This is a genomic window from Vibrio sp. QJM3NY_39, assembly GCF_057785895.1.
Window position 1 is genome coordinate 1,241,263 of the sequence record NZ_CM173505.1, and the last position, 13,205, is coordinate 1,254,467.

Annotated in this window: 10 protein-coding genes and 1 tRNA gene; 10 read left to right on the plus strand and 1 reads right to left on the minus strand. The window is 41.1% G+C overall.

Features of this window, described 5'->3' with window-relative positions; genetic code table 11:
- Positions 1–152: 152 nt before the first annotated feature.
- On the plus strand, positions 153–1,184 hold the full coding sequence (locus tag AC3CHU_RS05660) for a potassium channel family protein (RefSeq protein WP_286293253.1): 1,032 nt from the start codon (positions 153–155) through the stop codon (positions 1,182–1,184).
- A gap of 110 nt (positions 1,185–1,294) precedes the next feature.
- Here the strand turns inward: AC3CHU_RS05660 and AC3CHU_RS05665 are convergent, their stop codons facing one another.
- Complete coding sequence (locus AC3CHU_RS05665; RefSeq protein ID WP_017083925.1) at positions 1,295–1,864, minus strand: UPF0149 family protein; 570 nt, start codon at positions 1,862–1,864, stop codon at positions 1,295–1,297.
- 138 nt (positions 1,865–2,002) lie between these two features.
- Here AC3CHU_RS05665 and AC3CHU_RS05670 point away from each other — a divergent pair, with 138 nt between their 5' ends.
- The 9 genes from AC3CHU_RS05670 (at position 2,003) to AC3CHU_RS05710 (ending at position 13,158) form a co-directional block, all read left to right on the plus strand.
- Positions 2,003–4,489 carry an ATP-binding protein gene (locus AC3CHU_RS05670; RefSeq protein ID WP_488525217.1) on the plus strand — a complete coding sequence of 829 codons (2,487 nt, stop codon included), beginning with the start codon at positions 2,003–2,005 and terminating at the stop codon, positions 4,487–4,489.
- A gap of 248 nt (positions 4,490–4,737) precedes the next feature.
- On the plus strand, positions 4,738–5,187 hold the full coding sequence (locus AC3CHU_RS05675) for an L-alanine exporter AlaE (RefSeq protein ID WP_017105736.1): 450 nt from the start codon (positions 4,738–4,740) through the stop codon (positions 5,185–5,187).
- Between the two features lie 180 nt (positions 5,188–5,367).
- Positions 5,368–5,458 (plus strand) — tRNA-Ser (locus AC3CHU_RS05680).
- 254 nt (positions 5,459–5,712) lie between these two features.
- A complete protein-coding gene (gene gltS / locus AC3CHU_RS05685) occupies positions 5,713–6,927 on the plus strand; it encodes a sodium/glutamate symporter (protein WP_488525218.1) in 1,215 nt (404 codons plus the stop codon).
- Between the two features lie 1,161 nt (positions 6,928–8,088).
- Positions 8,089–9,033, plus strand: a complete 945-nt coding sequence (locus tag AC3CHU_RS05690) for a hypothetical protein (protein ID WP_479277247.1) — start codon at positions 8,089–8,091, stop codon at positions 9,031–9,033.
- An 11-nt stretch (positions 9,034–9,044) separates the two neighbouring features.
- A complete protein-coding gene (locus AC3CHU_RS05695; RefSeq protein ID WP_488525219.1) occupies positions 9,045–9,761 on the plus strand; it encodes a hypothetical protein in 717 nt (238 codons plus the stop codon).
- On the plus strand, positions 9,761–10,939 hold the full coding sequence (locus AC3CHU_RS05700; protein ID WP_114633758.1) for an aldehyde dehydrogenase family protein: 1,179 nt from the start codon (positions 9,761–9,763) through the stop codon (positions 10,937–10,939). Before AC3CHU_RS05695 ends, AC3CHU_RS05700 begins: the two co-directional genes overlap by 1 nt.
- Complete coding sequence (locus AC3CHU_RS05705; RefSeq protein ID WP_171314165.1) at positions 10,921–12,321, plus strand: hypothetical protein; 1,401 nt, start codon at positions 10,921–10,923, stop codon at positions 12,319–12,321. Before AC3CHU_RS05700 ends, AC3CHU_RS05705 begins: the two co-directional genes overlap by 19 nt.
- A gap of 225 nt (positions 12,322–12,546) precedes the next feature.
- On the plus strand, positions 12,547–13,158 hold the full coding sequence (locus tag AC3CHU_RS05710; protein ID WP_171314166.1) for an LPP20 family lipoprotein: 612 nt from the start codon (positions 12,547–12,549) through the stop codon (positions 13,156–13,158).
- Positions 13,159–13,205: the final 47 nt, after the last annotated feature.

Genomic DNA, 13,205 nt, shown 5'->3' on the forward strand with positions numbered 1-13,205 from the left:
AGAGAAAAACCAGCCGAGTGCTGGTTTTTTTGTATCTGAATATTGGCTATCGATATCAATGTTGTTCTTATGTATCTTTTTCTGATGATATATCTTGTTGATATCGCGTATTTTTTCTAGCATGTAAGTAAGAGATTAAGATTGGGGCTCGAATGATAATCTGGTTACAACTCAAACGCTGGATCAAAGCAAACATCTTTGTTTTGAATGGCAAAAACTTACTGTTTACGTTTCTAGGCTACATATTCTTGTCGTGGTCGATGCTGTACGTCGCTGGTGAAACGGATTTAACCAACTCAATCACAACATTTGCCTATTATCTGGTCGTGACAGCGTCAACCGTTGGTTACGGAGATCTGTCACCGACAACGGATGCAGGTCGATGGATTGTAATCCTATTTGTTATTCCCGGTGGGCTGAGCCTTTTCGCAGCTTTGCTCGGTAAGGTTGCAACCGAAGGTGTTGAATATTGGCGAGCAGGCTTGCTAGGAAAAAGGAGAGTTAGAGTGGACAACCACATTTTGATGCTGGGATGGAATGAACAAAGAACTATTCACCTCATCCGCATGCTGCAACACGAAGAAACGGGTAAGCGACCAATCGTATTATGTACTCGTTCAGATATCGAAAACCCGTTACCCGGTGAAATCAATTTCGTCAAAGTAAACAGCTACACAGATGGCAAAGAGATGGAGAAAACGGGTATTGAGTCTGCGAGTTGCATTCTGATTGATAACCCAGAAGACGACATTACCCTGTCTGCAGCACTTTACTGTGCTAACCGAAATCCGAAAGCTCACTTACTGGTTTATTTTAAAGATGAAGCGTTGAGCGACCTGCTACATAAGCATTGTCCAAATTCAGAATGTATTCCTGCTGTGGGTGCGGAAATGCTGGCTAAAGCTGCTGTTGACCCTGGTTCTAGTGCGCTTCACCAAGAGCTATTAAGTTCCACAAGAGGCATGACACAGTATTCAACGTACTTCCCTGAAAATGCTGAGCCTGTCACCGTTGCGCCTATTTTCTCAGTGTTTAAAGAGAAGTATCAAGCAACGCTGATCGCGATTGATACGGGTAGTGGTATTGAACTTAACCCAGAACTTGATCAAGTTGTCAGCAGTGGGACTAAGTTATTTTATATTGCCGATGAACGTATCGATCACTTTGATTGGAAAGGCTTTTAAGCTAACACCGTTCCTTCAGATCTAAAAAAGGCCTCATCGTGAGGCCTTTTTGTTATCGTTTGATCGAGTTAAGCAAGTTGAGCTTAATTCTTTTGCACTGCTTATCTAGCTTATTGAGCTTCTGCTAGTGCGATACCACGCTGCGTTAGACCGCAAAGCATCACTGGAACCGCGTTGAAGATCTCTTCGAATTGCTCTAAGCCTTCAATGCCTTGTTCTGCAAGCGTTGCAATTGACGTTTCTGGATCGTAAAGCATACTTAGAGAAAGTAATACACCACCGACAAGGGCGTTGTCTTCGCTCTCTTCAGGCATTAGTGTTTCCCAGTCATCACGGGCGATCTGCCAGCCTTGAAGTAAGCCTTCACAGAAATCACGAGCAGCGGTGTTCACCACTTCTGCATCATCTAATTGGCACGCTTCAGGCCAAACCCAAGTACCTTCGATTAGCTCAGGACGTGTTTTATTCCAAAGCGTGATGATAACTTCAATGTAGCTTTCAAGTTGCTCACCGTCTGTAAATGGAGCAACTTCTTCGCCACCCCAAAGGAACGGTAGCCACTCATGCGGCGTTAACACATTAGGCGCCGCTGCCATTGCAGTGACAAATCCCATGGTTTTGTGTTCTGTGATTAGCTTTCCTTCCAACTCTGGAAGCGCAAGAATATCTTGTAAAGTCAAAGTGAGGTACCGTAAAAGGGAACATATTTGCGCTTATAGTACCAATGAACTTGTGCCAATCAAGCTTCAATCTAAAAAGGCTTGATGTCATGGATGATAAACACTAGGTTTAACAGAAAAGAAAACAATAAAAGAATTATGCAGATACGGTCGTCTTTAAAGAAAAAAAGTATGATAGCGCTTGGGTTATACCTTGCGATGTTTATTGCCATTGTCGGTAGTGTGACGTATTACGTCGTAGAATCCCCTGTGCGCGCCAAATTACAACAAAACCTCGACTTGCGTACACAACTTTTATCCGCATTGATTACAGAGCCACTCAGCAGCTCTCAAGGCTTTGTAAATAGTCTAGTTGGCTTTGCTCAAGCACATCACAACACTGATGATGTTATTCCGCTCTTTAAGTCGATGTTGGCGGCGAGCGACGATACGATCGTCAGTGCCGGAATTTGGCCTGAACCTTATGCGTTTGACTCTAAAAAGCGTCTTAACAGCCACTTTTTCAATAAAGCCGACGATGGAAAAATTGATCAGCTGTTTTCTTACAACAATCCTAAAAATGCTCCTTATCAAGAAGAGTATTGGTACACCTCTGTAGTCAACAAAAAACAAGGAACCATCTCTTGGAGCGATGTGTATATCGACCCATACACACACGTTCGAATGATTACTGCTTCATCGCCTTATTATTACGACGGCATTTTTGCTGGCGTTGCGACGGTGGATCTCTCGCTTGAAGAGTTGCTAGGCTTTATCAAGAACCACGCCGAAGAATACAATCTTGGCATTATGCTCAGAGATAAACTCAATCAAGTATTGGTTTCGCATAACTTCAATCTCGTTGAAGGGATCTACATCAGTAGCAATCAATTTGGTGATTTCGGTTGGCAAGTGGATGTGGTTAATTCTAAGTCACGTGTAGCAGACGAAGTATTTCGTCAGGTGATGAGTATTGAGGGCGGTATTGTTCCGCTATTACTACTTTGTGTGATGGCGGGTTACTACTTATTGAACCGTTATTTGATTAGCCCAATTACAACGATTGCCGTACAGGTAGATAGCTCGAAAGCAGGCGAAATCATCGATGTTGACTACTCAAGTGATGACGAAATCGGTCATTTGATTAAAACCTTCAACGAAAAGACCATTTATCTTGAAGCGGAAAAGGTTAAAGCTCAGGCATCCACCAATGCTAAAACTGCTTTTCTTGCGACCCTGTCACATGAAATTCGCACCCCTATGAATGGGGTATTAGGTACTGCTCAGATCCTATTAAAAACGCCTCTAAATTCTGAACAAGAGAAGCATCTAAAGAGTTTGTATGAGTCCGGTGATCACATGATGACCTTACTCAACGAGATCTTAGACTTTTCGAAGATCGAGCAGGGAAGGCTGGATCTTGATGAGACTCGCTTCCCACTCGATTCGATCATCGGCAGTATCAACAGTGTCTACTACACACTCTCTTCCGAGAAAGGGCTGCAATTCAAAGTGTACTCTGAGGTGCCTTCTGGTCGTTGGTACTTCTCAGATAAAGCACGTCTACGACAAATCTTGTTTAATCTATTGAACAACGCGGTGAAGTTTACTTCCAGAGGCTTTGTCGAGGTGTACCTGAAAGAAGTCGTAGAGGGGAGTGACACCTATCTGAGTATTCGAGTTCGCGACACCGGAATTGGTATCTCTAAAGAAGCTCAAAAGCGTATTTTTAAACCATTTGAACAAGCGGAGTCTTCGACCACAAGACGTTTTGGCGGTACAGGCCTTGGCTTAGCGATAGTGAAGAAAATTGCCCAATTGATGGATGGCAGTATTACCGTTACCAGTGAAGAAGGGATAGGCACGAGCTTTGATGTTCGATTGAAGATTCAACCATGTCAGCCTGGTGAGATAGAGAGTTTGCCACATAAGAAGTTGGACTACTCAGGCTTAAAAGTATTGATTGTCGAGGATAACCGAACGAATACGGTGATCATTGAAACCTTCATGAGCAGCAAAGGTTTCACTTGTAAGAGCGTCGAAAATGGTGAACTTGCAATACAAGCAGTGGTTGCCGAGCGCTTTGATTTGGTACTCATGGATAACCATATGCCTGTGATGGATGGCGTTGAATCAACCACAGCGATTCGTGCTTTGATAGGTGATGTGTCATCGGTACTGGTATTTGGTTGTACGGCTGATGTCTTTAAAGAGACTCGCGAACGTATGCTCGGGGCGGGTGTGGACTACATTATCGCTAAGCCGATTGATGAGCGTGAACTGGATGACGCGTTGTTCCGCTATTCAAATAAGCTTTACCAATACCATGAAGTAAAAGCGGATGCTCTCGAAAGCCAGGATGTAAAAAAACACAACTCTAAAAGTAAAAGTGAGTCACTGCCTAAACCTGATCTGCGAAATAAAGATAACACCGAAGAGCTGTTAGTGACGCTGTATGTGGCGCTAGAAGACAACAACCTAGAACTGATTCAATTTGCACTAGAGAGCCTACGTGTCCACGTTGAACCTATGAACAATGCTGAACTTACCTATCAAGTTGATAAGGCAATAGAACAGGTATCTCTGGGAGAGCCTCCTTCTCAAGATGTCATCAATATCATTACTGTAAATATACCTATGGCTTAGATGTTGTTTAATTACAGAAAATTAATAACGAATTGTCTACTATTTGACCTTGATAAGATTTATTGGTGGAAGTGACTGCTTTTTAAGTGGTTTTTGGTTGTTAATTTACAACTTGATTTTTAATTTGGAATGTATGACTACTAATCTTGTGATTTAATAGCGACATTATCTGGTGTGGTGTAAAAACACCTTGTTTATATGTTGCTAATTCACTCAATAGGTAGTGATATATTTTAGGTTTAACGTCAATGAAGTCTCGTGGTCCATTTTGTATTCGAAACGCAGCTGCGGATACATTTGCTATGGTCGTTTTCTGTTTTATTTCAGGCATGATTGTAGAAGTGTTTATTTCTGGTATGACATTTGAGCAGTCTCTCGCTTCTCGAACGTTATCTATCCCAGTAAACATTGCTATCGCTTGGCCTTATGGTGTTTTTCGTGATTGGTTCTTGCGTAATGGTGCAAAGCTTTCACAAAGTTCGTTGATGAAGAATATTTCTGACCTTTTAGCTTACGTGTTGTTCCAGTCGCCTGTGTATGCCGGTATTTTATTGGCGGTGGGTGCTTCAAGCGACCAGATCGTTACGGCTGTAACCAGTAATGCGGTTATCTCGTGTGGTATGGGCGTACTTTATGGCTACTTCCTAGATATGTGCCGTAAATGGTTTCGAGTTCCGGGCTACTATCAACAAGCTTAAGAAAAGCAACAAGCGTAAGTGCAGCGAAAGAATGAAATTTGGTTTGTTTTTGATCTAATGAGTTAATTTGTAATCGAACAAACTGAAAAAGGCACTTTTTTTGACAAAGCCCCTTGACCAAAGCAAGCAGAATCAATAAAGTAGCGCCTCGTTGAGTGACAAGCTCAACACACAATTTGTGGAAGGATGGCTGAGTGGCTTAAGGCGCTCGCCTGGAAAGCGAGTATACGTTTATAGCGTATCTGGGGTTCAAATCCCCATCCTTCCACCACTATTCAAAACCCTAGCAGAAATGCTCGGGTTTTCTCGTTTTAGAGCCCCTATATTTCACGTCATCTACATCCATCCCTAGTATCAATTCCTTTAATCATTTCTTTACAGTTATTTCCTCTATTAATGGCGTCGCAGAATGAACCATATTTGGTGTTTTTATCATCGATAAACGCTTGATCTTTTGGTATGAATCTAGATTATTAATAGTACGAAATATTATTAATAATCTAACTATTAGGAATTCATTACCCCATGACAGAAACCCTAGTTTCTCCAATGCTCTCTTTTACTATCGCGATTTCGTTACTGTTTATCGGTAAAGGTTTGATTGAACGATCTGAAGTATTAAGAAAGTATTCACTACCAGAGCCTGTGATTGGTGGCTTTGTTTGTGCTGCGACCGTAGCGGCGCTTTACTATATTTTTGAAATCCAAATCACCTTTAGCCTAGATGTCAGAGACTTTTTACTTCTCTACTTTTTTGCTGGTATCGGACTCCAAGCGGATATTAAGACACTGATTAAGGGTGGGCGTCCGTTGTTCATTCTATTGTTTCTTGCTGCCGTCTTTATCGTTCTGCAAAACGTGGTCGGGATGGCTGTAGCTTCTGGCTTTGGAATGGATCCTAAAGCTGGTTTGTTATCGGGCTCTGTTAGCTTAATCGGTGGCGTAGGTACAACGTTAGCGTGGGCTCCAATGTTTGTGGAAGAGTTCGGTATTGCTAACGCGCTAGAGCTAGGTGTGGCGTCAAATACGGTTGGTTTGATAGCGGCGTGTGTGGTTGGTGGTCCAATTGCCAACTACCTACTAAACAAGCACAGAGTGAGTCCATCCAATGAAGAAGATGTGACAGTTGGTGCATACCAAGAAAGTGAAACTCGCATTGAATTGAGCCATTACGGTGTCTTGTGGGCGTGGTTGATTCTCAACTTAACACTGATGCTCGGTTACAGCTTGAGCGAAGTTATCGATTCGATGGGCTTAAAACTCCCGTTATTCGTAAGCTGCTTAATTGCTGGTATCCTCATAGGAAATATTGGTCGATCATTGTTCAAGAAGCGCCGTACACAAGAGAAAATTGCTCAAGGCCGTAAAGGCTTAGCGATGATCTCTGATATCTGCTTAGGTATGTTCTTGACCATGGCCTTGATGGGGCTGCGTATCTGGGATCTCGATGGACTGTTTGGCTATATTTCTGTTGTCATGAGTATCCAGATCCTGCTTTCACTGCTGTTTACGATATTCGTCGTTTATTACTTGATGGGAAGAAACTACGATTCTGTAGTGATATGTTCAGGCTTCGGTGGTATCACCCTTGGCTCGACAGCAACTGCAATTGTTAATATGACCGCGGTAACTCACCGCTATGGCGCAAGCCCACAAGCGTTCATTGTGGTGCCATTAGTGTGTGGTTTCTTTGTTGATTTGATTAACGCGTTAGTGATCAGTTTCTTTGTTGGGATGTAGGTGAAGCCGTTGCTTCACAAACTAGATGATTAGTAGTTTGCTCAATAGAGTAAGCTACTAGTGATTTAATATTGTAACCTGCCGCATTTGTTGATAATGCTAGGTTCAATGGAACGTTGTTGGTCAGGTTAAATTGAGAGACATCATACCAAAACACTATTGTTGTTAGTTTTTGCTAAGTGTATCTAACTCTATTATTTTTGTAGCGCTTGATAAGCGCTGTACCTAGTTGAGTACTGTGATTTTCAAAGCGAGTTGGCCAAGTTCTTCTACGGCATCTAGCCATTGCTGTTTAGACGTGAACGCTCATGGTAATACTCGTTGGATTTATATAGAACTAACTTTTCACCGGTCATTTGTAGTACCTTATAATATTTCTTCCTTCACGATCTTCTCATCAACCCTAAAGTAATATCCCCAACCACTGACAGAGTGTACGTTGATTTAAATCCCTGTTAATTAGTCTAAAATTCGACTTGTAATTAATGCTCGTTCAATGATGTCAAAGACATCATATTGCATTCAAGGATTAAATTATTAACGGTTTATTATCTTCTTATTAAAGTTATATTTATTTAATCTAAGATTAAATATTAACCTATTTCCTGTTAGTTCAGAAGCCCTACCGAATTATATTGATAGCTCTATCAATATAATGTCTTTTTAGTTTAACCCATCAAAGTGAAATCTATTTTTTGTATGATTATCGAATTTATTTTTCTTGATGATTAGAAAATTTCAAGGTTAGAAATCAGCGTTGGAGTCCAAATATTGCACAATATATATGGGGAGGATTAAATAAATTGGATTAGAAACCAATTATTTTCTCTACCTATAGATAATTAAAACAATATGAAAATTCTTTAAAACGGGTATTAGCTCACAATTATGATAAATATTAAAACTCAATATAACCTATATATATTTAGTAAATTGACGGTGTCATGATTTTGACTTCTAATCCAGAATAACCATGCAATAGCCCTTCAAGCATTGGGGTATATAGGAGTCGAAATGTTGACACTTGGAACTGATATCACATTTCCTCTGCCTAAAATGATGAGTATGACGCACATATCTTCACTTCAACCATATGTATATCTGATTGATTGAAAAAAACTAATTTTGTACCATGCGAAAACAAACTTTGGTGGACGTCACGTGAAGACAAATAATATTACATTCAAACTGTTAATCACTTGTTGCTTCTTTTGCTTATCGAACCCAGCTTTCGCTCAATCTTATTGGGAAGTAGAAGGTATTGGTAAAAACAAATCAGAAGCAACGATCGATGCGAAAGAAAATCTAGCTTTTCGGGTAAATAGCACTGTGCAGGCATCTGAGAGTACCTCCATGATATCCGAAACCACAACAGAAATAAAAAACGGCGAATTGGTTGGAACTCACGATAAATATGGTCAAGTAATCAGTACTAAATCTGAAATTACTTCGGTACCTATTAGCATTTCAAATATGGAAGTAATGACATCGCAATGTGATGATTCTGGGTGCAACTACCTATTTAGAGTTAACGTGGATGTGTGGGTTGATCAGTTGTCAATTGATATTGATAAGAACCACCAGATCGCTCAACAATATTTAACTCCCCAAGAAAGCTACTGGAAAGGTGCTGTATTCACGAACAAAGCTCATACCTTATTGAAGAGTAATAGAGAATCACTATTAGTGTTGTCATCGTTAGATCATGATGTTGCAAAAACATTCTATGAACCACAACTTGTTCTCGAAAGAAATGTAATTAAACGTATTCAAAATTTCAGTGTTTCTATCCGTTCTGCTTCAGATATGTATTCCACACAAACGAAAGCTTTGCTCACTCAAAACCTAGGAGCGACTTCGCAAGGCGACATCATTGTTTATATCAAAGGTAATGTAAGACAAGGCAAAAAAAACAACACTTACATTGCTAAGCAAGATCTAATACTACAAGTCTTTGAAGCTAAAAATCCCAATGTGGCGGTTAGCCAAAAGGTTTTATCGGAGATAGGAAAGTCTTCGACTAGTAAAGAGAAAGCACTTGATGCTGCTCATACGAAAATAACAAAAATTCTTAATAAAAACTCTATTTATACTCTCTTGAATTAAAGGTTCTCAAAATGCTTAAGAAAACAATCCTTGCAGGTTTAGTCGTATCAGTGATGGCTGGTTGTTCATCAATTCCAGGTATGGAATCAGCAAACGTAGACCGCGAAGCTACAAGCAAGGAACTTACTCTGAACTGTAAAGAACTAGGTACAGAGTTCACACCTGTATCATTCGCCGTTGATAAAGCATCAAAAGTGATGGTGTCACTGCAAGAGCGCCAATGTTCAGTGTTTAACGACTACCGCACTCTTGCTTCTAAACATGGTGATGTTGCTGGTTTCCTAGCAGTAAACGCGGATAAGTCTGATGAAGAACTTCGTGTTGCAATGAGCGAATTCGATGAAGGTAAACCTACAAATAAAATGATTACCCCTCAAGTAGAAGCTTACAAAAAAGCCTCTGACGAAATCTTCCAGAAAAACTTAAAACTGGCGGCAGATATCGCCGTTCAAGCGGCTGAACTAACTTACATTGCATCTCAACATGCATCGGCACTTGCGCATGATTCTGCGGGTGGCGCAATGGATAGCTTTTTTGCAGCAGTCTCAAGCGAGAAAGAAGGTGAAGCAAGCGGAGAGGAAACGGTACCCGTTGTTGAAGCTTACCATGAGATGGAAGCTCGCTCGCTACTTGCATTAGATGCCAACTCACTTATTTCTATGGATAAAAACACTATCGAACAACTTGAGAACCTAGATAAAGTTGTTGCTGACAAAGTGAAATCATAATGAAATTTTCTCGAATTGCCGGTTTAGTTACTGCTGCAATTACACTAACGGGTTGTCAGAGTAACCAAGGTAGCCAAACGTATTCTGTCGAAAGTAATGCGGGAAATTCATCGCTGGTTATCGGCAAATCAGCACACGAATTTAGCAGTGAGGATATTGAAGTACCAGCGTACTTCAATACCCAAGGTCTTCAATTCTGTACCTATGAAGCAGAAGAAAAAGACACTCGTTGTCCACTCGCGAAAAAAACAATTCGTTTGTATTTTGGTGATGTGAAAACGGATGTGAATGAAAATCTTCAGGGAAAATCTGCTGATGTTTTTAATTCCATGCACTCAAGCATCAGTAAATTCCAAACCAAAGCGTTAGAGAATACTTTAGAAAACCAGTTTGCAGGCGTTAACCGCTTCCGCATTTTGACGCGTGATACCGATGCTGTTAACACTGCGATGGAAGAAATTCTGATAGACGAAGGCGCGGTAAACGTAGCTAAAAAGGCAGGAAGTCGCGGCAAGTTGTCTACCGATTACATTATGAAAGTCGATGTACTCAAAACAGCTGACATGTTGTTCGGTTCAACCCAGTCTTTGTTCCAAACGTCAATGGAAATGACGACAGGTGTGATTGATCCATATACACGTGAAAAATTGAGCTATCCGAATATCGGTAAGATACGTGTTTCTAACTTCGATGTACGCGATAAAGACAGTTACACCACAGTGATAGCAAATGGCGATTATTATCGAGGTTTTAACTACACCAGTGGTAAAGATGTTGATGCCGTTCTTAATGAAATGTCATCACGCGGCTTCGATATTATGTTAACGCGTTTGCTCAAAGAAATGCCGGCTACCGCTCAGGTTGTGGGTATTAAAGGCGACCGAATTTCATTAGACCGCGGCCAAAACGCAGGTGTATTGCCTAATGAGACCATGGTTATATTCGAATACAGCGCAGGTTTTGTTGAACCTATTGGTGTTGCTACTGTTAACCCAAGCCAACAAAGTGCCCAAGGAAAAATTGTTCGCTGGAAAGACAGCAGCATAGCCGACGAAGTGAAAGACATTGCTGAGGACGGAATTTATCGTCCTGATCGCCAACGTCGTATTTTCGCTGTAAGTGTTGGTGTGCCTATGGAGTTTATGAAGGAGCGTAGTACATGGGCGGCAAAAGGCTAAGCACAAGCTTTGCCATTAGTACCTTATTTGTATGTATGTCCATTCCTGCATTGGAATTAGATAAGAGCCAGCCTACGTTGGCTCTTATTGAGCAAGGATGTGCATATGGTCGAGGGGCGATGGCCATTGAGTCAGCAAAAGCTGACGGTTTAAATAATCTTCGCTTGTTTTTGCAGGGTAAAATCTCAGTTTCTTTTTCAACTGAAGATAGTGCGTTGGTTGAGGATCAATTTGATCAAGAGAGCCGCGATTTATTGATAACAAGCATTGCTGCCGGTGATGTCAATGCCGACTTCAGTGCACCTGAAATTCAAGGGGATGATACTTGTGTAACAGTGCGTCTAGCACCAGAACTTAATACTGGGTTTGCCAATATTGACGACGGTATTGAATGGGATGACTCACCGGTTATGTCTGTCGTGGTTGTTGGTGAAGGCCGCGAAAGTAACAAATTGGCATTGAGTGCAAGGCAAGCGGCGGAACAAGACGCCTTCAAACGCGCTATTAGTCGGGTACTTGGCGCTATGGTCCATTCTGGTCACATGCAAAAGTCTTACGATACCCTGTCAGGAACAGAAAGCAGTAATGATTTCGATTTGCAAGAAATCGCAATGCAATCACTTTCGATGGAACCTCAAGGCATGATTTCCAGTTGGAATGAAATTTCTTATCAGGAAAAACCTAACGGTTCTGTAACCGTTACGCTTGATGTGTTTGTTGAACGACAGAAGATGGAAGCGAAAATAGCAAGATTGATAAAAAGCCTTGGACAACCTTCAATCTATGTTGGTGCAGATCTCCCAGTCGTAAAAAATACATTTTCAAATGCACTCGCAGAGATGGGCTTTGATCTTGCTTCGAACCCGGCGCAATCTAGTGTCATTCTTGATGTTCAAGAAACCCAAAAAGTGACGTCTTCTGGTCTTCAGCTTGATCTATCGGCAACCGTAATCGATCGTGCTGGCAACCGTTATGGTAGTTGGCACAACGACCCGACTTTCATGACGTTACCGAACAAAGCGGGCATGCTCAATGAACTTGCAGCTGTTCACTTGGCTGTTGAAGGTAATCAAATTGCCCTAAAGCGTGAACTTCAATCGTCGGTGCAAATAATGGCAAGTCGTGGTGGGCCTATTCGAGAACTTATTTTTTCACAGAAAGCCGCAGGCAAACAGGGGCAACTTTACCGTTTGATTGGTGATATGAATGGGGTTTCGGATATTAAATCAAGTCAAAAGGGTGGCAATATTGTTATTCAGTTAAGGTCGCTTAGCGACGCAAGTGATCTAGTTCAAGACATTGAGCCTGTGTTACGTACCCATCAGCCAAACTACCGCTCGAAAGTTGATGTACTTAATGAATACCAAATCAGAGTGCTTTAAGCGTTAGTCTGATAGGACTTTTTATGTTTAAAAAACATTGTTTATTACACATAACAGGTTAGCTGATTTTTATAGTTTCTACTGAGTTGTGATTAATTCAGAAATGTCACAAAGAGTAGAGAAATGCATCACAGGTAAGATTGACGCATCAAATATCAAATGATCATTTGCAGATTTACTAATTGAAAATGATACACAAAAAACGTTATGGATAGCTTTTAATATATGAAAAAACTAATTATTGCAACGTCACTAGTTACAGCTCTAGTTGGCTGCCAAAGCAACAACAATACACTAGAGCAAGCTCAAAATTTTGCGTCATGCACGTTCCCAGATGCGCCGACTGTCGAAGCCCCTGGTTGGATCTGTGATGTGGTTCCTACAGATGTAGCGATTGGTGCAACAGGTTATGCGAAGAAAAGCGCAGCAGGTATGAGCGTTATGCGCAAAATTGCTGTGAATGATGCTCGTGTAAACCTTGCTGCGGAATTTGAAACAGATGTGAGTAACCTATTTCAATCTGCTACCGACGGTGCTGTCTCAACATCTGCTGGGGAAGGCGTATCACTAGTAACTGAGAATGTTCAAGAGGCATTTGAAAACATTACTAAATCGGTAGTGAGTAAAAGACTTACAAATAGCCGAATATTGGTAAGCCAAGCAAGTCCTGCAGGCGGTCTTTATGTATTAGTTGGCATGGACCAAGCTGCTTATGATGCAAATATGAATAAAATTATCGACGAAGTAGGTGGTGAAGATTCTGCTCTTTGGAATCAATTCAACGACGAAAAGGCAGCCGCAGATCTTGCTGCCGTATTCGATTCTTTGAAAAAATAATCGTTGTTTGACGATTAGTTAAAGTGAAAAAGGCCACCTATAGAGTG

Coding starts and splice junctions, on each gene's coding strand:
- AC3CHU_RS05705 (WP_171314165.1), top strand. CDS start 10,921: ATGGGCGGCAAAAGGCTAAGCACAAGCTTTGCCATTAGTACCTTATTT.
- AC3CHU_RS05670 (WP_488525217.1), top strand. CDS start 2,003: ATGCAGATACGGTCGTCTTTAAAGAAAAAAAGTATGATAGCGCTTGGG.
- AC3CHU_RS05675 (WP_017105736.1), top strand. CDS start 4,738: ATGAAGTCTCGTGGTCCATTTTGTATTCGAAACGCAGCTGCGGATACA.
- AC3CHU_RS05700 (WP_114633758.1), top strand. CDS start 9,761: ATGAAATTTTCTCGAATTGCCGGTTTAGTTACTGCTGCAATTACACTA.
- AC3CHU_RS05710 (WP_171314166.1), top strand. CDS start 12,547: ATGAAAAAACTAATTATTGCAACGTCACTAGTTACAGCTCTAGTTGGC.
- gltS (WP_488525218.1), top strand. CDS start 5,713: ATGACAGAAACCCTAGTTTCTCCAATGCTCTCTTTTACTATCGCGATT.
- AC3CHU_RS05660 (WP_286293253.1), top strand. CDS start 153: ATGATAATCTGGTTACAACTCAAACGCTGGATCAAAGCAAACATCTTT.
- AC3CHU_RS05695 (WP_488525219.1), top strand. CDS start 9,045: ATGCTTAAGAAAACAATCCTTGCAGGTTTAGTCGTATCAGTGATGGCT.